The sequence below is a fragment of the Methylophilus sp. 14 genome (genome assembly GCF_015354345.1).
GTDB lineage: Bacteria > Pseudomonadota > Gammaproteobacteria > Burkholderiales > Methylophilaceae > Methylophilus.
The window spans coordinates 376479-397518 of the sequence record NZ_JADKYS010000001.1 but is presented as its reverse complement, the minus strand read 5'-3'; the positions used below and the strand labels follow the sequence as shown (position 1 = coordinate 397518).

The 21040-nt window shown below is 52.8% G+C and carries 19 protein-coding genes; 7 read left to right on the top strand and 12 right to left on the bottom strand.

Annotated features, from left to right (window positions below):
• Window positions 1-223: 223 nt before the first annotated feature.
• On the top strand, window positions 224-838 hold the full coding sequence (locus INP78_RS02040) for an FKBP-type peptidyl-prolyl cis-trans isomerase (RefSeq protein WP_194740537.1): 615 nt from the start codon (window positions 224-226) through the stop codon (window positions 836-838).
• Window positions 839-901: 63 nt separating this feature from the next.
• Here the strand turns inward: INP78_RS02040 and INP78_RS02035 are convergent, their stop codons facing one another.
• The 5 genes from INP78_RS02035 to INP78_RS02015 form a co-directional block, all read right to left on the bottom strand.
• Window positions 902-1819, bottom strand: coding sequence for an SdiA-regulated domain-containing protein (locus INP78_RS02035; RefSeq protein ID WP_368667957.1), 918 nt, complete (start codon window positions 1817-1819; stop codon window positions 902-904).
• A 127-nt stretch (window positions 1820-1946) separates the two neighbouring features.
• Entirely contained in the window at window positions 1947-2939 is a 993-nt protein-coding gene (locus INP78_RS02030; RefSeq protein ID WP_194740536.1) for an NAD(P)H-dependent glycerol-3-phosphate dehydrogenase, read from the bottom strand.
• Window positions 2940-2997: 58 nt separating this feature from the next.
• Window positions 2998-3474: a protein-export chaperone SecB gene (gene secB, locus INP78_RS02025; protein ID WP_194740535.1), complete on the bottom strand. Its 477-nt coding sequence runs from the start codon at window positions 3472-3474 to the stop codon at window positions 2998-3000.
• Between the two features lie 96 nt (window positions 3475-3570).
• Window positions 3571-3828, bottom strand: coding sequence for a glutaredoxin 3 (grxC, locus tag INP78_RS02020; RefSeq protein WP_019881487.1), 258 nt, complete (start codon window positions 3826-3828; stop codon window positions 3571-3573).
• A 27-nt stretch (window positions 3829-3855) separates the two neighbouring features.
• Complete coding sequence (locus INP78_RS02015; protein WP_194740534.1) at window positions 3856-4266, bottom strand: rhodanese-like domain-containing protein; 411 nt, start codon at window positions 4264-4266, stop codon at window positions 3856-3858.
• Between the two features lie 133 nt (window positions 4267-4399).
• Between INP78_RS02015 and gpmI the strand changes: the two genes are divergently transcribed.
• From gpmI to INP78_RS01995, 4 genes are all read left to right on the top strand, one after another.
• Window positions 4400-5950 (top strand): 2,3-bisphosphoglycerate-independent phosphoglycerate mutase, encoded by a 1551-nt coding sequence (gene gpmI / locus INP78_RS02010; protein WP_194740533.1) that lies wholly within the window; start codon window positions 4400-4402, stop codon window positions 5948-5950.
• Between the two features lie 17 nt (window positions 5951-5967).
• Window positions 5968-7350 carry a murein hydrolase activator EnvC gene (locus INP78_RS02005; protein WP_228522591.1) on the top strand — a complete coding sequence of 461 codons (1383 nt, stop codon included), beginning with the start codon at window positions 5968-5970 and terminating at the stop codon, window positions 7348-7350.
• Window positions 7351-7613: 263 nt separating this feature from the next.
• Window positions 7614-8819, top strand: a complete 1206-nt coding sequence (locus INP78_RS02000) for a C2 family cysteine protease (protein ID WP_194740532.1) — start codon at window positions 7614-7616, stop codon at window positions 8817-8819.
• Window positions 8820-8896: 77 nt separating this feature from the next.
• Window positions 8897-9400, top strand: coding sequence for a hypothetical protein (locus INP78_RS01995; RefSeq protein WP_228522590.1), 504 nt, complete (start codon window positions 8897-8899; stop codon window positions 9398-9400).
• An 8-nt stretch (window positions 9401-9408) separates the two neighbouring features.
• Here the strand turns inward: INP78_RS01995 and INP78_RS01990 are convergent, their stop codons facing one another.
• The 5 genes from INP78_RS01990 to INP78_RS01970 all read right to left on the bottom strand — a co-directional run bounded on the left by INP78_RS01990 (window position 9409) and on the right by INP78_RS01970 (window position 14684).
• The gene (locus INP78_RS01990) at window positions 9409-9669 is read right to left on the bottom strand and encodes a hypothetical protein (RefSeq protein ID WP_194740531.1); all 261 of its coding nucleotides are present in this window, start codon (window positions 9667-9669) and stop codon (window positions 9409-9411) included.
• A 30-nt stretch (window positions 9670-9699) separates the two neighbouring features.
• Window positions 9700-10119 carry a secondary thiamine-phosphate synthase enzyme YjbQ gene (locus tag INP78_RS01985; protein ID WP_194740530.1) on the bottom strand — a complete coding sequence of 140 codons (420 nt, stop codon included), beginning with the start codon at window positions 10117-10119 and terminating at the stop codon, window positions 9700-9702.
• A 51-nt stretch (window positions 10120-10170) separates the two neighbouring features.
• Window positions 10171-10692 (bottom strand): hypothetical protein, encoded by a 522-nt coding sequence (locus INP78_RS01980; protein WP_194740529.1) that lies wholly within the window; start codon window positions 10690-10692, stop codon window positions 10171-10173.
• A 91-nt stretch (window positions 10693-10783) separates the two neighbouring features.
• The gene (clpB, locus tag INP78_RS01975) at window positions 10784-13366 is read right to left on the bottom strand and encodes an ATP-dependent chaperone ClpB (protein ID WP_194740528.1); all 2583 of its coding nucleotides are present in this window, start codon (window positions 13364-13366) and stop codon (window positions 10784-10786) included.
• 130 nt (window positions 13367-13496) lie between these two features.
• Window positions 13497-14684, bottom strand: coding sequence for a sialidase family protein (locus INP78_RS01970; RefSeq protein WP_194741085.1), 1188 nt, complete (start codon window positions 14682-14684; stop codon window positions 13497-13499).
• A gap of 145 nt (window positions 14685-14829) precedes the next feature.
• Here INP78_RS01970 and INP78_RS01965 point away from each other — a divergent pair, with 145 nt between their 5' ends.
• Entirely contained in the window at window positions 14830-17772 is a 2943-nt protein-coding gene (locus INP78_RS01965) for an EAL domain-containing protein (RefSeq protein WP_194740527.1), read from the top strand.
• The gene (locus INP78_RS01960; RefSeq protein WP_194740526.1) at window positions 17765-19048 is read left to right on the top strand and encodes an HD domain-containing phosphohydrolase; all 1284 of its coding nucleotides are present in this window, start codon (window positions 17765-17767) and stop codon (window positions 19046-19048) included. The genes INP78_RS01965 and INP78_RS01960 overlap by 8 nt, the downstream gene beginning before the upstream one ends.
• Before the next feature lie 47 nt (window positions 19049-19095).
• Here INP78_RS01960 and INP78_RS01955 read toward each other — a convergent pair whose 3' ends face one another.
• Window positions 19096-20574, bottom strand: coding sequence for a PepSY domain-containing protein (locus tag INP78_RS01955; protein WP_194740525.1), 1479 nt, complete (start codon window positions 20572-20574; stop codon window positions 19096-19098).
• Window positions 20564-21031, bottom strand: a complete 468-nt coding sequence (locus INP78_RS01950; protein WP_194740524.1) for a copper uptake system-associated protein — start codon at window positions 21029-21031, stop codon at window positions 20564-20566. The genes INP78_RS01955 and INP78_RS01950 overlap by 11 nt, the downstream gene beginning before the upstream one ends.
• Window positions 21032-21040: the final 9 nt, after the last annotated feature.

Genomic DNA, 21040 nt, shown 5'->3' with positions numbered 1-21040 from the left:
TTCAGTGATACTGCGTTGTGCAAGTCTTGCCATACTGATTGTATTGTCTTCGACTTGCGTCGCCTTGTCTCACTTTCCTGCTTAACGCAAAATGCCCTAAGCAGCATTTAAACAAAACCCGCTTCGCGCGGGTTTTGTTTTATCCAATACTCTCAGTCATAATGACGAATTCAAACTTACGTCCAACCGGGCGTCACTTAAATCTCGAAAGCACATCACCACCATGACAGATCAATTAACCACACTCACTCAGCGCCTAAGCTATATCGTGGGCGAAAACCTGGCACATCAACTGAAAAATGATGGCCTGGCACTGGACGCAGAAGTAGTCGCACTCGCGGTGAAAGATGTCATGTCCGACCAGCCATCTCGCTTAACGGATGATGAAAAAAGAAGCGCGGTTGAACAAGTGCAACAAGAGAGCCAGGAAAGACGTACCGCTGCGCTGGCTAAAAACAAAGCGGAAGGAGAAGCCTATCTGGCAGACAATGCCAAGAAAGAAGGCGTGACGACCACCGCCAGCGGCCTGCAATACAAACAACTGGAAGCAGGTAACGGCGCCAAGCCAACCACTAGCGATCGCGTGAAAGTACACTACCACGGCACGCTGACTGACGGTACGGTATTTGACAGCTCTTATGAGCGTGGCGAGCCGATTGTGTTCCCGGTCACCGGTGTGATTGCAGGCTGGGTAGAAGGCTTGCAACTGATGAATGTCGGCAGCAAGTTTGAGCTGACGATTCCAGCACATTTGGCCTATGGCGCGAATGGCAGCGGCCCGGTGATTGGTCCGGATGCTACCTTGGTGTTCCAAGTTGAGTTACTGGGCATTGAGTAACACGTACTGGATCCAGTCAATAAAAAACCGCTGCGGCGGTTTTTTTATTGACCTCACTTGGGCTTAAAGCTGCTGGGGCTGCGGCTTGAATACATAGAACAAATTCGGCTCACTGACGATGTAAATATTGCCCTGCTCGTCAATCGAAACGCCTTCAGCCTGTGGCACGCTTTGATGTAAGCCGTGAAAGCCTTTCCATAAAGCGAGCGACCCCATGGTCTGCCCGGACTCATTAAACTGTTTCAACAATTTTGATTCGTCACTGAGTAGAAACAGATGCCCAGATTGCTCATGATAAGTGACCGAAGACAAGTCCCGCAGCGCCCATTTGAGTGCGCCATCAAACTGTTTCAATCGCTCAACTTCTATCCTGTTTTGTATGTGATTGTCTGCATGATACAACCCGCTCACAGACAATACATATTTGGGATCACGCTCTTTGACCACGATCAACCGGTGATTGACGCTATCCCAGGACACCCCTTCAAAGTTTTTATTGCCGCGTTCATTCATGCCAAACTTCAGCAATCTGGCATCGCTCAATGACACTTCACGGGTGTCTGCTTTAATTTGCAGCAGCCACAACTGGCTATCCCGCTCATCAGCCACCACATAATAATCCTGTTCAACGTGTGTGATCCCTTCCAGGTCGTCACTGCCATGTACCTGAATTTCACGCAGCGGCGTGCCATCACGGCTCAACTCGACAATCAGGCCCATATCATTGAGCACGGTAAACAATGTGCCTGTCTCTTGATTAAAAGTCAGGCCAGAGGTGTTTTTATAATGAGAGAGCGGCTTGGCCTCAATCGCCACCTGGTAGTGGGAAAGGTCCAGCCCATGATGGTCTGGGCGATGTAACTGGTGCCACAGATGCCATGCCAACGCTTCGGCTTTCATGACGTAAAGGGCTGAGGCGAGTGCCACCAACATGCCTACAATGGCGCCCGCTTTAAATATCCACTTGCTTCGATACTGCACGTTTTGTTCAACCTGATGAATAACACCTTAAGGCTGACTCAATTGCTTGCGCCGAGTTCCAGCGCCGATGTAATTAACCGTTAAGGCAGCAAAAAACTGCTGCCTTAAGTGGTAAACAAGACAGAAATTAAACAGATTCTTGACGCTGACCGCGACCCAGCAAGGCGCTCACCGCCTCTTGCGCTGTTTTCTGGTTAGTCAGCAATTGATTGACTTCAAACGTAATCGGCATTTCCACGCCTATGGTTTCAGCGCGGCGCATCACTTCGCGCGCGGTGTTCACACCTTCGGCCACATGGCCCAAGCCAGCAAGAATGCTTTCGAGCGATTTGCCGGAAGCCAGTTGCAAGCCGACTTCGCGGTTACGTGAATATTGACCGGTACAGGTCAAAATCAGGTCGCCTGCGCCAGCCAGGCCCATAAATGTTTCTGGCTTGGCGCCCAAGGCCATACCAAAGCGCGTAATCTCGGCCAGACCACGCGTAATCATGGCGGCACGGGCGTTGTTACCAAAACCCATGCCATCCGAGATACCCGCGGCAATCGCCATCACGTTTTTCACGGCCCCGCCCACAGAAGCCCCCACGACATCGACGCTATCGTAGACACGCAAGCAGCCGCCATGAATCAGTTGCGCCGCCTGTTGCGCCAGTTCACGGTGATTCGCCGCCAGTGTAATGGCCGTAGGCAAACCACGCACCAACTCAGCGGCAAAGCTGGGGCCGCTTAATACGCCCCATGGGTAATCAGCACCTAACTCTTCTTGCGCCACTTCAAAAGGTAATTTTGCCGTTTGCGGTTCCAGGCCTTTATTGGCCCAGATCAAAGGCTGCGTGATACCCAAGGCTTTGAGTTGCTGCAAAATAGGCCGAAAACCAGCCGTAGGCACGACCGACAGAATTAAATCTGCGCCCTGCACGGCAGCAGCCAGGTCATCGTCTACCGTGAGTTTTTCAGGAAAAGGGAAATCGCCCAGATAGAGCGGGTTGGCACGCGCTTTACGCATGCCGGAAACGTGCCCGCTATTACGCGCCCACAGCACGACATCGTGCTGCAGGGCGATATGCATGGCGAGCGCGGTACCCCAGGCACCGGCTCCTAAAACTGCGACCTTACTCATTTGACTTTATCCAGAAGCATCACCGAACGCATCAGTGATGTACTTTTAATTGAATCAATTAGTTAGGTGCGCCAGCAGCTTGCGCAGCTTGTTGCTGTTGTTGCAGGTACAACGCTTCGAAGTTGATTGGGTTCAACAACACTGGCATAAAGCCTGCGCGTGTCACCATGTCAGAAATCGCTTCACGCGCATATGGGAACAAGATGTTCGGGCAAGCCACAGCCAGGATAGGCTCCATGTTTTCTTGTGGCACGTTGCGGATAGCAAAAATGCCAGACTGTGTCACTTCCACCAAAAAGGCGGTTTTGTCTTCGATTTTGGCAGTCACGGTCACTTTGATAGACACATTGAAAATGCCGTCTTCGATTTGTTGTGCGCTGTTGCCCAGCTCTACGTTGATTTGTGGGGTTGCACGCTCAGTGAAAATGGCAGGCGCATTTGGCACTTCAATTGAAGCATCGTGTACGTACAATTTTTCAATGCTGAAAATCGGTGCTGCGTTTTGTTCTGTTTGGTTCTGTGAGTCCTGAGCCATGAATTATCCTTAATAATTATCAATACACAAAGCCGCTATTCTAACCGGACATCCCCGGCCTGACTATGTGTTTTTTGTGACAAAAAACAATGTAATTTAAGCCGCCAGCAATGGGTCCAGGCCGCCTTGTACATCCAGTGCGTGCAAGTCATCAAAGCCACCCACATGCTGCTCGCCGATAAAAATCTGCGGCACGGTACGACGGCCGGTTTTTTCCATCATTTCAGCACGCAACTCTGGCTGCAAATCAACGCGGATTTTTTCAATCTCGGTCACGCCCTTGTTCTTCAGCAAACGCTCCGCATTGATGCAATAAGGGCATACTGCGGAGGTATACATCACGACTTTAGCCATACAATTCCTTTTAAAAACAACCCTACTCTATTTACTACTCGGCATCTTGGCGTCTATCCAGGCCTGCATGCCGCCTTTGAGTACATTCAAGGCGGTAAAATTTTGCGCCTTGAGCAATTTGGCCGCCGTATTGGCGCGTCTGCCACGTTCACAGACAACCAGCACCGGTTTATCACGAAACTTTTCCAGTTCCTTAAGGCGTGCAGATAATTGCGATAACGGTACATTACGCGCGCCTTGCAAATGGCCCTGGGCAAATTCGTCAGGCTCACGCACATCCAGCACCAGCGCAGATTTTCTGCTCATCAGCATCACCGCTTCAGTGACTGAAAGCACAGAGATCCCTGCCGCCGAGCGGCTCAGCATAGGCAGCAACAAGGCCAGACCAGAGCCAATGGCCAGGCCGATTAATAATACATTCTGTCTAAAAAACTCCACTTGTACACTCACCTGTTCTCGTCATGTTTACACGAAGCGGCGCCCTTGCTGGGTAGGCGTCGCCTGCGGTTGCGATTATAATAGACGAATTCATCAATCCGACGTTCCGTCACCACTTTAAAGATTGTTAGCCATGTCTATCAAACCTGTCATTTTGCTCATCCTCGATGGTTTTGGTCACAGCGAGACCACTGAATTCAACGCCGTGCTGCAAGCCAACACCCCGAATCTGGACCGCTTGAAAGCCACGCATCCACACGGATTGATCAATGCCTCTGAGCATTACGTTGGTTTGCCAGATGGGCAGATGGGCAACTCTGAAGTAGGCCACTTGAATATTGGGGCGGGACGTATTGTCTTTCAAGACTTTGAACGTATTAATAACAGCATCAGCAGCGGTGAGTTCTTTAAACTGCCTGCCCTGGTAAATGCCATGCAGGCACTCAAGGCCAGCAACAAAGCGCTGCACATCCTCGGTTTGCTGTCTGACGGCGGCGTACACAGCTACCAGCCACATATTCATGCCATCCTGGAGATGGCCAAACAACAAGGCATGAGCAAAGTCTATGTGCATGCCTTCCTTGATGGCCGTGACACGCCGCCAAAAAGTGCGCAGCCTTACCTGCAAGCACTGGAAGACCACCTGAAAACACTGGGCGTAGGCAAAGTTGCTTCTGTGGGCGGCCGCTTTTACGGCATGGACAGGGATAAGCGTTGGGAGCGTGTCTCGGTTGCTTATGAACTGCTGGTCAACGGCACCTCTGACTACATTGCGCCTGACAGCCTGACCGCTTTGCAACAAGCTTACGCGCGTGATGAAAGTGATGAATTCGTCAAATGCACGGCGATTCGTGACGCCGATGCGGCACCAGTACGCATGGAAGATGGTGACTGCCTGGTGTTTATGAACTTCAGGAGTGACCGCGCGCGCCAGTTAACTGATGCCCTGCTCAATCCGCAATTCAGCGGGTTTGAACGCAGCCGCGTGCCTAGCTTCAGCCATTACTTTACGCTGACGCAATACGACAAAAACCAGGCCTTGGCCGAACCGGTATTTGCGCCGTTTACCGTGCCCAACACCTTTGGCGAATATGTGTCCAATCTGGGGCTGAAACAGCTACGCATCGCCGAAACTGAAAAATATCCACACGTCACCTTCTTCTTTAACGGCGGCGAAGAAACCGTGTTTGCAGGCGAAGACCGTATTCTGGTGCCGTCACCCAAAGTGACCACTTACGACTTACAACCAGAAATGAGTGCGCCAGAAGTCACCGACAAGCTGGTGGCGGCGATTGAGTCGCAGCAATACCAGGCAGTGATCTGCAACTATGCTAACGGCGATATGGTCGGCCATACCGGCAACCTGCAAGCAGCCATCAAAGCGGTAGAAACGCTAGACACCTGCGTGGGGCGCGTGGTGGCTGCGGCGCAAAAAATGGGGGCAGAAGTGATTATCACTGCCGATCATGGCAACGCCGAAAGCATGTTTGACCACGCCAGCGACCAGGCGCATACCCAGCACACCACCAACTTGGTGCCATTCATTTACATCGGCCGTGCAGGCACCATTACATCAGGCGGTGCACTCTCTGACATCGCCCCGACCTTGCTATCGCTCATGGGCGTACCGCAACCCGCCGAAATGACGGGCAAAAACCTGATCACGCTCCATGCAGCGGCCTAAACAGGCTCGGCTGGTGCATGCCTGAGTTCGACGCGCATATTAGCTCTCGGCCAACACGGCCATGGGTCTATTGCCTGGTTGCATGGTTCGCGCTGTGCCTGGGCAGTTTTGCCCTGCCTGGCTACGCCGCAGCTAATGATAAAGCCGAGACGACTAAAGGCGATCTGGAGCAGGTCAAGGAAAAAATCCAGCAACTGGCCAACGCCCTGAAAGCCTCACGTGTCGCCAAGCAAGATGCGCATGAGGCGCTAAAAGCCTCGGAAACGGCCATCAGCAGTTCGCGTAAAAAACTGCGCGAAATTCAGGATGCGCAACAGGAAAACCGTGGCAAATTGCAGGACCTGCAAAAGCAGTTATCCCTGTTGCAGCGCCAGGTGAACCAGCAACGCAATGCCCTGAGTCAGCAGCTCAACCAGCAATATCGCCATGGCAACAACAGCCCGCTGCAAATGCTGTTGCAACAGCAAGACCCGGCCAATACCACGCGCAACCTGAAATACCTGGGTTACCTCACGGCCGCGCATCAACAGCAGATTCAGTCATTACAAGATAACCAGGAAGCGATAGACCGCGTGCGCTCAGCCACCACCGAGCAACTGCATGAAACCGAGCGTCTGGCCAGCCAATACAGCGAAACCACGCAAAAACTGGAAGGTGAAAAGTCGCGCCGCACTGAGGCCTTGAACGAGCTTTCCAAGCAGATTGAAACGCAAGAACAACAGATGGTACGTCTGAAAAAAGACGAAGAAGCCTTGTCACAGTTGTTCCAGCGCCTGCTGGCGGAAGCCAAAAAACGTGAACAGGAAGCGCTGGCCAGAGCCAAGCGCGAAAAAGAAGCGGCGGCGAAAAAAGCGGCCGAACTGGCACGTAAGAAAAAGTCCGGCGGACGCACGTTTGAGCGGTCACCGCAAACGAATGTGGAAGACAGTGAGAGCAACACGCAAAGCAATACGGTCATCGCCAAAAACGAAACACTGCCAGAATACAACGCCAATAAAGAAAACTTTTCCCAGTTGCGCGGGCGCCTGCGCCTGCCGGTACGTGGTGATGTGATTAACCGCTTTGGCACCGCACGCGCCGATACCGGCGTCAGCTGGAAAGGCATTTTTATCCGCGCCAAAGAAGGCAGTGAAGTCAAATCGGTGGCAGGCGGACAAGTGGTGTTTGCCGACTGGATGCGCGGTTTTGGCAACCTGATTGTGGTCGACCATGGCAATGGTTACATGAGCCTATACGGTAACAACGAGGCGCTTTACAAGTCTTCTGGCCAAAGCGTCAAATCCGGCGATACCATCGCCGCCGTCGGCAATAGCGGCGGCAATGCCGAGAATGGGGTGTATTACGAGTTACGTCGCAACAGTATTCCTTTTGACCCGCTGCAATGGAGCACCGTGCGCTAGCCCTGCGCCGTCTAGCCTAATCATTCAATCACACTCACCACCTCAGCTTGGAGGTGGTTTCTTTTTGCCTACTTAACAAACAGCCACCCCAATATTTATAAATTAATTTAAATTTAATTATCATTTATTAACACATTGAGATACCATCAAACTTCCGGGAAGTAGCCGGGAGGCTGTCAGCGTCATTTCGTATAGCCCTCATTACCCTAGCAATCAACTTAACTCGTTTTTATTCATTAAAACAATCGTTTAGGAGAATAGCCATGGAAGTGAATATTGGAGTGATTAACCCTTATGCCGTCGCAGAAGTCATTGCGCAAAAGAAAATCAACTGGGAACAAGTCGCAGAACCGCAAACCATGCTGGCCGAGATTTTGGGCGTGAGCGCAGAGCAAATCTTTGACCTGCGCAACCCTATCCTCAGGCCAGACGCAGAACTCGCCGCCGATGGTAGCCTGAAAGTGCTGTCGGAAGCGCAGGCTGCCGCCAGGGTCACCCACTTTTTTCAAGCGCAAGCAGTGCCAGTCACCAGGTCTATCGCCGCACAACGGCTCAGATTAGCCACTATCCAGAAAAACACAGTCATCTCGGACACCCTGATGCGCGCCACGGTGCATGTAAGCGGTGTCGGCACACCGTGGACACCGGCGGATAAAGACTGGGTAGATATGGGCGACTACTTTGAAGATGTGGCAGAACTGAATGATCCGATACAGGGCGCCCTGGGTGACTGTTACTTTATTGCCGCCCTGGCATCGGTAGCCTGGGCCAGGCCTTATGCCATTATCAACATGATCCGCCCCTCGGCCTGGGGCAATGAAGAGCAGCCCATTCATAAAGTCAATTTCTATAAGTCTGGCAGTGGTGCCGCGCAAGCGGTTGAGGTGACAGAACTGGTCCCCGTCACAAAACCGGCGCATAACTGGGTCTATGCCAGGTCACTGGATGCAGGTGAAACCTGGCCAGCAGTGATGGAAAAAGCCTATGCTAAATGGCGCACTGGCAACACGACCGACTATCCTAACTACCCTGCAATTGCTGGCGGCGATCCGGTCAATGCCTGCGCTGAGATCATCAGCGGGGCAAAAACCTATGTTGGCCACAGTGGCAAAACGGGGGATGATTTATGGACCTTTGTGCGCAGCCATTGCATGAGCAAACGCACCATTAACCCCATGGTAGCGTGGACGTATGATGTCCAGCCCGCGGGCACCAACTATGGTGCAGCCAAAGTGGTGGCTAACCATGCTTACTCCATCCTGGGCTGGGAATACATCAACAGTGAAAAATACATTGTGTTGCGCAATCCGTGGGGGACACACCATGCAGTGCTCGATACCATTAGCGGCAACTGGACAGCCAGGCAAATTTCATTCGCGGCCAGCATTCCATTAAACAGCAATGGCGTGTTTGCGATGAAAGCGGCCACCTTCCAGAAATACTTTGCCGCCTCAGGCGTGACCGTGTAAGTAGACACTCCCTTTGCCAGTCATTGTGTAGCATGGCGGCTGGCAAAGGGGTTGCACCTCACATTGAGTCACTTAAAATGTGGTACAAAACCGTGCCAAAATACTGGCTGCTACTGCTTCCACTCATGCTCGGCAGCGAAGGGCCTCACCCAATGATCACTCCCATGACGCGCCTGGTTTACCGCTATCAAGGCCCCGCCATCCCGCCGCCTTATCAGCGCAATATTGAAGTCACCATTGATGCAGAAAAAATCAGATTGATCGTCACCTGCGTGGACGAAGTATTAATCGACCGCGAACAGCCCGCACCAGCAGACATATTGATACAACTCGCCGAATGGCGACAGACTGACCACCTCTCGGCCTTGCCCAGGCAGTCTAATGTCGCACGCCAAGCGCCAGTGACAGGCGCTGGCATGCACACATTAACGATTTATCACGGGCAACAACTGGTCATGGATGCTGGCACTGCACAATTTGCCGATCAGACAACGGCTATCCTGAGTGGCGATATTGCATCTTTTGCTAACCGCCTCAGGCAGGCCATCCCCCACAACGCGGAGGATTGGCCTACGCCCTAACCGTGTCTTTAGCGCGCATCTTCAGGAATGACAGGGAGTGGCATATTGCGTCTGGCCTCGGCATAAATCTTGTCCAACTCCTCCTGTGACATGGTAATGCCGGGCACGCGTTCGTCAGCAGCAGGCTCATAGCCACCGGCCGTGGTGGTGGCTGGTGCTGCAACGGTTTGATCTGAGGCAGCAGGCGCCTCAGCCGGGGGTTCCCCTTCACATGCCACCAAACCAATGGCACAGACCACAGATAAAACAACAACAAAACTAGACTTCATCACACAACACTTCTCAATCAAAAAAAATCACTACTCGCCCATCACATGCATCAACACCCGGCGACGGGCGGGCAAATGCCTATGCTCAAATAGAAAAATACCCTGCCACTGCCCCAACGCCACCCTGCCCTGCAGCACGGGAATCGACAGGCTGGTTTGCGTGAGCGCGGTGCGCACATGCGCGGGCATATCATCGGGGCCTTCTACGGTATGGATAAATAAATCATCGCCATCTGGCACCAGGCGATTAAAAAACGCTTCTAGGTCCACCAGCACATCGCGGTCATAGTTTTCATTGATAAGTAAACTGGCGGAAGTGTGCTGGATATATAGGGTGAGCAAACCACTTTGAATACCGGATTGCTGCACCCATTGCAGGACTTGCGGCGTGATGTCGTATAACCGCCGTCCCTGGGCATTGATGGAAAGGGTTTCGTGCTGTTGTCGCATGGCGAAGTCCAGAAGCAAAACCCTGATTATACAAGGGATGCCAAATGACTTTTACCAATAACGCCAGCCGCCACCCCAATAAGGCCGGTAACCCCAGGGGCCGCCGTAAAAACCAGGCCCGCCATAAAACCAGGGATCCATACTACGCAATCTGGCCATATCGCGCTCGCGTTTCAACTTAGCTTCTGACTCCACGCGGGCTTTTTCACGTTTGTTAATTTCATCAGCAATGGCATTCTGCTCGGCCAATGCGTTGGCTTGCTGCATATAATCAAGCACGCCTTTGGAAATCCCTTGTTCGTGCCAGCTCAATACGCCTGAAGGCGTGAGCGAGTATCGTGATTGTGACTGTTTAATGGCTTCAATAATCTCGGCATCACTCTTGCCCTGTTTGCTCAAGGCCACCACCTGCTCCAGGGTCAGGGTGGATTGTGCGGGCGGCACCAGCGCAGCGAGCTGCTCAGGCGAAATGCGGTCAATTTGCAAAGGCTGTGGTGGCTGCGAGGCGCAACCCGCCAACCCACTTAACAAAAACGTGATAGAAATTAAACGCAAAGAGTGTGAGTAACGCATAGTGTTCCCATTCTACACCCGATAAAAAGTAAAGGGTCATATCGCTATGACCCTTTTATCTGCGACCTGGTTCAGTCTGCCACTGAATCGATTATGCCTTGCGGAACTGCATTTTCCCGGCCTGAAAATCGACACGAATAGTGTCTTTGGCCGCAAACTGCCCAGCCAGGATTTCACGTGCCAACGGGTTCTCAATCTCACTCTGGATCGCCCGTTTGAGTGGCCGTGCACCATATACCGGGTCAAACCCGGCATTGGCGATCTCGGCCAGTGCCGCATCGCTGATCTCCAACTGCATATCCATCGCAGCCAGGCGTTTGGCCAGCAATTGCAACTGGATATTAGCAATCGACTTCACATGTGCCTCACCCAGTGAATGGAACACGACGACCTCATCAATACGGTTAATAAACTCCGGACGGAAGTGGGTTTTCACCTCGCCCATCACTGCCAGTTTCACCACCTGGTAATCCTGGTCGGCCATGCTTTGTATCATCTGGCTACCCAGGTTAGAGGTCATGATAATCACCGTATTCTTAAAGTCTACCGTGCGGCCCTGACCATCAGTCAGGCGGCCATCATCCAGCACTTGCAGCAACACGTTAAACACATCCGGGTGCGCTTTCTCCACCTCGTCCAGCAACACCACGGAATACGGTTTGCGGCGCACAGCCTCGGTCAAGGTGCCGCCTTCTTCATACCCCACATAGCCAGGTGGCGCACCAATCAGGCGGGAGACAGAATGCTTCTCCATAAACTCGCTCATATCTATGCGTACCAGGTGCTCCGGGCTATCGAACAAAAAGTTAGCCAGCGCTTTGCACAACTCGGTTTTACCGACGCCGGTCGGCCCCAAAAACAAGAAGCTGCCATACGGACGATTAGGGTCACTCAGGCCGCTACGAGAACGGCGAATCGCATCTGACACCAGTCGCACCGCTTCATCCTGGCCGACCACACGCTCGTGCAAGCGGCTTTCCATACTCAGCAGCTTCTCGCGCTCACCTGTCATCATCTTGCTGACCGGGATGCCCGTCGCGCGGCTCACTACCTCAGCGATCTCATCTGCGCCGACTTCGGTGCGCAGCATTTTATGTTTTACTGCGCCGTTGGCTTCGGCGGTTGAAGCATGCTTTAACTGTGCTTCCAGCTGTGGCAGTTTGCCATATTGCAACTCAGACACTTTCTGCCAGTCACCTTTGCGCGTCGCGGTTTCCATGTCCAGCTTGATCTTTTCGATCGCCTCTTTGACACCCGCAGAGCCTTGCACCGCGGCCTTTTCCGACTTCCACACTTCTTCCAGGTCCGCGTACTCTTTTTCCAGTTTGCTGATTTCGTCTTCAATCAGGCCAAAGCGTTTCTGGCTGGCTTCGTCTTTCTCACGGCGCACCGCTTCGCGCTCGATTTTGAGTTGAATCAGGCGGCGGTCCAGCTTATCCATGACTTCAGGCTTGGAGTCGATTTCCATCTTGATGCGTGACGCGGCCTCATCGATCAAGTCGATAGCCTTGTCCGGCAAAAAGCGGTCCGTGATATAGCGGTTAGATAATTCAGCCGCCGCCACAATAGCGGGGTCAGTAATTTCCACCCCATGGTGCAATTCGTATTTTTCCTGCAAGCCGCGCAAAATGGCAATCGTCGCCTCTACGCTAGGTTCATCGACTAAGACCTTCTGGAAACGGCGCTCCAGTGCAGCATCTTTTTCAATGTATTTGCGGTATTCATCCAGCGTGGTCGCGCCTACACAGTGCAGTTCGCCACGCGCCAACGCTGGCTTGAGCATATTGCCCGCATCCATGGCACCTTCAGATTTGCCCGCACCGACCATGGTGTGAATCTCATCAATAAATACAATGGTCTGACCTTCGTCTTGTGCCAGCTCTTTGAGCACCGCTTTTAAACGTTCTTCAAATTCGCCACGGTATTTAGCCCCGGCCAGCAACGCAGCCATATCCAGGCTCAACACTTTTTTGTTTTTGAGCGAATCCGGCACTTCGCCATTCACAATCCGTTGTGCCAGGCCCTCGACAATCGCGGTTTTACCCACACCAGGCTCACCAATCAGCACCGGGTTGTTTTTGGTGCGGCGCTGCAATACCTGGATCGCGCGGCGGATTTCATCGTCACGGCCAATCACTGGGTCGAGCTTGCCGGCACGTGCACGCTCAGTCAGATCCAGCGTGTATTTTTTCAAGGCTTCACGCTGGCCCTCGGCGTCCTGGCTGTTGACTGAGTCATTGCCACGTACGGCCTTGATGGCTTGCTCCAACGCCGTCTTGTTGACGCCATGCTGCTTGAGCAGCTTACCGGTATTACCTTTATCATCAGCCAGCGCCAGCAAAAACATCTCGCTGGAAATATAACTATCGCCACTCTTCTGCGCGAGCTTGTCGGTGACATTCAACAAATTATTGAGGTCACGCGAGACGGCGACATCGCCACTGTTTTCACTGACTTTTGGCAGCGCATCTATGGCTTGCTGCAAACTGGTTTTCAACGCGCTGACTTGTGCGCCTGCGCGCGACAACAGCGCAGCCACACCGCTATCGTCCTGGTTTAACATCGCCAGCAACAAATGGGGGGCTTCTATGGTGGGGTGGTCGGCACCCACGGCCATGCTCTGTGCATCGGCCAGTGCCTGTTGGAATTTGGTAGTGAGTTTATCAAAACGCATGCAAACCCTTTCATTGTTAAAGTCATGCCGCAGCGTGCGGCTGGATAACCCTATAATGCGGTGGGTTTTTGCGTTTTCAATAGATGCAGATCAAATAGGCGCGACTTTGAAACGTTTTTATGCGTGGGGTTTAGTTCGTGAACGGCAGCAGTTGCAACCCTTTTTCGGCACTGTTTACCGCCAGAGTTGCCTGGCCTTGCAAAGTCAGCCATTGCGGATAATCGAGCTTGCTGGCGCTGTGTAGCATCACCACCTGCGCCCCCCAGGTTCTGCCGCCATCTGACGACGCCATCGCCACAATGTCGGCGCCATGCTGGTCATGCTCCTGCCAGGCCAGCCACACCTGGTCGCCTACACTCAATAATGCCGGATGCCCGGCATTTCTCTTGGCATCGCCAAAGCGTCTCGGCGGCGAAGTTACCCAGGCCTGGCCATCCATGCGTGCGATACGCAAACCGGGCTTATCGCCCGCGCCATCAAAATAAGCCAGGTGATAGCCAAAGCCTTCGCCCACCGCCAACGCAGCGCCATGATGTGGGCAACCCTCTATTTTCCAATGACCATAACTGGCACGTACCAGCACTGGCTTGCCCACAGGGCCAATTTCCGCCATGGCATGATCGCGCTCATTGCCCTCGAACACATGCCGCCACAACACGGCGACAGTGCCATCTGGCTTGCCGGTCATAACAATGCGGCAACATTCGCAACTGTGATCGGCCAACTTCTGTTCAGGGCTAAAGCTTTTGCCTTGATCGCGCGACACCGCATAGTAAATCGCAGCGCCGTCATAGGATTTCCCAGCGGCTTTGGCCGCCAGCATATCGTGCTTGTCCAGCCAGGCGATGGTAATCGTGCCATCTGCCGCGACATGCATGGCATCATCACGATGGGCGATTTCTTCGCGATGCTGATGCACGATATAAGGTGCCTCAAACTTTTTGCCGCCATCCAGCGAACGTGCAAACCAGATATTGCCTGCATGGTTCTTTTGCAGCGCCTCCGTCCAGCTGACATAGACCGCACCATTAGCACCTGCTGCAATATTTGGCCGCGCTTCGGCCTTGGCGGCAATCGTCATCGGCACAGGATTCACCGCCACTTCGGTGATAAAATGCTTGCCCGCATCATCGCTGGCTGACACGAAAACTTGGCCCTGCTTGACCTGCGCCAACCACACACGGCCGCCATGATCGGCCGTGACGCTGACAGTCAATGCACTGGCTGAGTGTTCGGGATGGGTTTCATGCGCATGCACCGCCTGCAATACCAGCAAACAGGCCAGCCACAACACAGATTTTATCCACGATTGGACCATCACGCCCCAACCCGAGCCTTGATGAAAAGCATCTTTAAATTCACCTTAATTATCAAGCGTTAATGTCGCTAAAGTTTGCTTGCATTCGCGCCGATAACCCACTTATCCGCACTACAACGCACACCGGACAGAAACAGATTTAACTATGTCATTACCAACCGTTTTTGATCATCATAGCACAGCATGGTTGCAGCCTCTGGCCGTCACCATGCCGGATATGCCTATGCTGGCCATCAATCGCCGGGCACAGTGTCTCGCGCTCAGCGCCACCGCGAAAAATCTGCTGGGAGAGCTCGCAGACGGCTTGCCCAAAGAGATTCGCCAGATGCTGGTCGAAGCCATGCGTGAAGGCAAAACTGAATTAAACATCAGCACACCGATTCATGGCTTAAAACGTGATTTCAAATGCCGCTTGTTCTATCCACAATCAGGCCGTCGTGCGATTGGCCTCATGCTGGAAGAGGAAGAGCGCACGCTGGTCGACCAATTGCTGCACATGCAATCCATCGTGCACTCACTGATTGAGATGAGTCCCGACCTGATTTGCATTAAAGATAATGACAATCGCTGGATGATGGCCAACCAGCACATGCTGAACACCTTTCAAATTGATAGTTTTGACTATCAATTTTTAAACAACCTGCAAATTGCCGATACCTTGCACCCGGTGTTCCGCAATAGCTTCGAGCATCACGAAAAATCCGACCAGCAGGTGTGGAAATCACGCCATGCCTACCATAACGAAGAACTGGTGCATTTACCACAAGGTGGCTACAAAACGCTGGAAGTGAATAAGGTCGCCTACCACGACCAGAAAGATCAACCCAGCCATCTGATTACCGTGGCACGCGATGTCAGCGAACAAAAGTTTATCCAAACCCAGTTGCTTAACCGCAGCGCAGTGCTGGACACGCTGATTTCCTGCGACTGGATGCTGCATTCGGCCGAACGCTGGCAGAGCGTGGCGGAAAATGTCTTGCAGCAATGCTGCCTGTCGTTCCGCTTTAGCCGCGCCATTTTGCTGCAACACGAAACCATCACCAGCCGCAAAAAAACGGATATCCGCTCCAAAGCCTTGTTCCACTGGGCGATGAACGGCTTTCATACCACCTACGAGCATTGGGAAAAAATTTCTTTCCTGTCGCCTGAACTGCAACGCTGGTATAGCCTGCTGTCCAAAGGTCAGCCGGTGATGTGTGACGCCCTGACACTGCCCGCCTCAGAGCGCGCCTTGCTCAAGTCGCATGACACCGTCAACCTGGTGATTGTGCCACTCATGATTGATGATGAGTGGTGGGGATCCATGGTGATTGAGCGTTGCTTCGATGCCGAAAACACCAGCTCGCAAGAGTTGGGCTCGTTAATGGCCATTGGCCGTACCTTGAGTGTGGCGATTGACCGCGAACAAACCGGCAAACACCTCAAACTGGCCAAAATTGCCTTTGACAGCACCACTGAAGGTATCATGATTGTGAACCCTGCTGGCGAGCTGGTCGGGATTAACCAGGGCTACACCCTGATTACCGGCTATGAAGAATCTGAAGTGCTGGGCCACAAGCCGCAAATCTTCAGGCAACGCCCACGCGGCCTGTTTGGTGCACTCAAACGCCATGGCAAATGGTCGGGCGAAATTGAGAATATCCGCAAAAATGGTGAAAGCTATACCGAGTGGATGACGATTACCGCCGTACGCAACCATGCCAATGTGATTACCAATTATGTGGGTGTGTTTGCGGATATCAGTGAAATGAAACGCTCACAAACGCAGCTCAATTCACTGGTGAACCACGACCCGCTGACTGGCCTGCCTAACCGCAGGTTGATTAACCACTTGTTTACGCATGCCATTCAGCGCGCCAACCGCAATGAACAGCAGGCTGCTGTGCTGTTTATTGACCTGGACCGGTTTAAAAACATCAACGACAGCCTGGGACATTATTGTGGCGACCAGTTACTGCTGGGCGTCACCGAGCGACTGCGCGCGGCTTTGCGTGAGTCTGATATTGTTGGCCGCCTGGGTGGCGACGAATTTATTATCTTGCTGGAAAACCTGCATGGCAAAGCCGATGCGGCGCAAAAAGCACACGACATTCTGGACGCGCTCAGACGCGAATTCATGATAGACCATCATGAGATCTTTGTCGGAGGTAGCATTGGGATCTCTATGTACCCACAGGATGGCCACGATGTGGAAAGCCTGATTAAAGCGGCTGACCTCGCCATGTACCAGGTCAAAAACAATGGCAAAAACCATGTCGCATTTTATGACGTGGCATTGAGCCGCAATGCCGTAGAGCACTTCCAGCTGGAAACCGAGTTGCGCCAGGCGCTGACCAAAAACCAGCTCAAAATGTTCTACCAGGCACAGATCGATTTAAAAACCGGCATGATTATTGGCGCAGAAGCCCTGATACGCTGGATACACCCGGTACAGGGCATTATTTCCCCGGCCAAGTTTATCCCGCTGGCAGAAGAAACCGGTTTGATTTTAAGCATAGGCGAATGGGCATTGGCACAAGCGGTGCGCCAAGCGCACGCCTGGCACAAAGCGCATCCGGAATTCAAGAAAATTGCCATCAACGTTTCCGGTGTACAAATCATGAAGAGCAAGTTTGCCGATACAGTGTATGGCATCCTCATGGAAAGCGAGTGCGACCCATCTATCATCGAGCTGGAAATCACCGAAAGCACGCTGATGCAGCATACCCAGCATGTGGTCGACACTTTTAACCAGTTAAAACTGCTGGGCGTCAGCATTGCCATTGACGACTTTGGCACCGGCTACTCCTCGCTGTCGCACCTGAAACGCTTACCGCTGGATCAGATCAAGATTGACCGTAGTTTTGTCAAAGACCTGCCAGATGATAAAGATGATGCCGCCATCACCAGCGCGATCTACGCGATGGCGACGCAACTGGGATTTACTGTTGTTGCCGAGGGCGTCGAAACCGAAGAACAGGAAAAGTTTTTACAGCGACTGGGCTGCCAGACCGCACAGGGCTTTCTGTATGCTTATCCAGTGAACTCGGACGACTTTTTACAGTTATTAGTACTCAATAATCAAAGAAAAATTAAACGCCATGCCTAATCACGCCTCAGACACCTACTACATAGACATAGACCAGCTACAGGTCGGTCTGTACATCCACCTCGATTTGGGCTGGATGGATCATCCATTTTCAGTCAGCAATTTCAAAGTCACGGATGACGCGCAGATTGAGACCATCAAGTCGTTAGGATTGAAGCAGCTGCGTTATGACCCTAGACGCAGCTCGAGCATGCCACTGCGCACCGCACCACTGCAAAATGTGGTGGAGTTTCCGCTGAAAAAAGCGCCCGAGCCTAAAGTGGAGATCATTGATGCAATCCCGGAGCTCAGCCAGGCGCAGAAAAAACAACTGGCGCTCAGGCAAGCGATTGCCGAGAGTGAACAGAAGTTTATGAAAACCAGCACCGAGGTGAGAAACATCCAGAAGCTGTCGACTGAACAGCCGGAGCAGGCCTATGGCATGGCCTCCAAGCTGGTAGGCGATCTGGTCACCAGCACCTTGACCGAGAGCGACATCGCGATTCATGCCATGAATGGCCACCGTGTCAGTGACCAGCACTATCAGCATGAACTGAACACGCTGGTGGTAGCCATGTTGCTGGCTAAAAATCTGGATATCACTGAGGAAGACCTGGTGATTTTAGGTATGTCGGCTATTCTGCACGACATCGGCAAGCGCCAGATCAGTGACAAAATCCTGCTCAAAAAAGACCCGCTGAGTGTACGTGAAACGGCGATTTATCAAACCCATGTCTTGCTTGGCATGAACATGCTGCGAGATGTCGCGGTGCCCAGAAAAATATTGACGCTGATTTCGCAACACCATGAGTTTGCGGATGGCACGGGCTACCCCAAAGGCCTGCATTGTGACCAGATCGACCCGTTATCGCATATCCTGATTATTGCCAATATGTACGATAATCTGTGCAACCCGTCTAATCCGGCACACACAAAAACGCCTTACGAAGCCTTGAGTGTCATGTTTGCACAGCAGCGCCACCAGTTTGACCAAACCATTCTGCGACGCTTTATCAAATGCCTGGGCATTTACCCGCCTGGTAGCGTGATTCGCCTGTCAGACCAGAAACTGGCCACCGTGTTGTCGACCAATCCGCAACAACCTTTGCGTCCATTTATTCAAATGCTGAGCGATGACCGCGAAGAAGAAGGCGATATTATCGACCTCAGGGAAGCACTGGACATCAACATTATCCAGTGCCTGAAACCAGAACAGTTGCCTAACCTGCTGCAAAACAGGTTGCGTTTAAAACAACGTACCAGCTACTTTTTGGACAAGATTTACGCGACGTCTTAAAGCATACGGCCCTGGAACAATCTCCGGCTTCCAGGGCACCGCACCACTTAACTACGCTTTCTGGCAAACAGATAAGCGCCCAGCAAGCCCGTCAGGCTGACCGCCAGCGCCGCAACAATCGCCAGCACGTCGCGTACATCTTTACTCACAGACTGAAAACTCCATTTGTGCAGATAGGCAAACATAAAGCCTTCCAAGCCATCACTGTCATCAACGCGGGCAGCCAACGCACCGGTGGCAGGTTCCAGATAAAACCGCGCGTGTTGCGCTTGCGTGGTTTGCACTTTGAGTACCGGCAAGCGTTTGAAAATAAATCCATATTCATTGGCAAATGCCGTGACCCACTGCACAGATGCGATGTCGGGCTGCGCTGTGTTGGCAATGTGTGTGAGCCAGGCAGTGGCATACGCCTCAGGGGTGAGCGCCGTCACTGTATGCGGCCCGGTGAGCCATAACACAGGTGCAGCAGGCGCCGCGGCCATCCCGGCATGATGCTGATGCATGGCCGCTACCTGTGCACTTGGCAAGCCCTGCGTACCAGCCTTGGCTGGGATGATTTGCCAGAACAACGTAGCGCCGCGGCCATAAATATCCAGTTTCAGCACCTGGCCGTTAGCCAGTTGTGACCAGGCGTCCGCACTTAAGGCAGCACTATCGCTGACAAAAGCCGTCTGCACTGGCGACCTGCGCTGTTGCATATCCGACATCCACAAATGCAATAAGCCGGTGCTAGCCAGCAGCAAAATCAGCGATGACACCCATAAGCCAAACTCGCGATGCCACCATTGCAAGCCCCAGCGCTTTAAGCGATAAGGCGCGGTTTTGCGCTGCTTGATGTAAAGAATGATCCCGGTGATTGCCGACGCAAGAATCAACAGCAACACCAGCGTCGCCACCGCCAATTGCAGGGTGCTGCACGCCTGCAAAAACGACCAGTTATGGCCAAACTGGAAGACCTTGGTCAAAAAGGCCCGACGATCATCAACCAAGGTCGCCAGCCTGGATTGCTCGGTATCGACATAGGCGCGCAAACCGTCATCACTGGCATATGCCACCCGCCAAACCGGTAATAAGCGGTTGACCGGATGGTAATCAGGGGCAAAGTCGGTCACAACCTCGACGGTGCGCACCGACGATGCATCGCGCCCGCTGTAATAATTGGCGAGACTGATCGCTGCGTCACGCTCGGCGTTTGCACGCTCAGCGCCATTGACCACCGAAAAATACCTGACCGCATCGGGCAATGCGACGCGGTAATAGGCCTGGCCATCCAGTTGCACCAGGCTGATATGCTGAAACTGCGTGATCGCCTGTTGCTGTAACAGCACGGGTAGAGAAACTACCTGGCTTAAATCGACTGGCGCCAGTGGCGGCATAAACTGTTTTGGGACCGGTTGCAAACGGCTCATGATGGGATGCGATGCCCCGGACAAGCCCCACAACACCATGCCGACACAGGCAATCACGCCTATCCATTGATGCCAAAATAGCCAGCCGCGTTTAACCGACGGCTGCTTAATGGCCATGCATATCTCCATGCGTATCATGCGCTGTCGATGACACTGGCTTACCCTTGCTAAACTTCACCACACCGTTAAAACTGTCTATCCGTTGACGCTGATCGTCCGTCAAATCCCTCTCGTGACTTTGAAGCAAGGCCGCAAGTGCCTGGGCATCAGCAGAGGACATCCCGGCCGCCTCCAACTGGCGGGATGAAGTCAATTCCGCTCCGCCACAAAGCAGGGTATGCCAATGCTGATGGGCAGGGTGATATTTCAACAACGCGCGCCCGCCTTTATCGCCTTGAATCCAGTCAGCAATCGCCATGCCTTGATGAATCACGATCACCGGCAATGCCAGCGGCAGATTCGGCTTATCCCAGGTTTCATGCATTTCTGTGGCCACAGACTGCACATCTTCAGCCGCAGCAGTATGCGCATGCAAAAACGCCGCTGGCCACCATAAGGCCAACCAACACACCATTAACTTGAT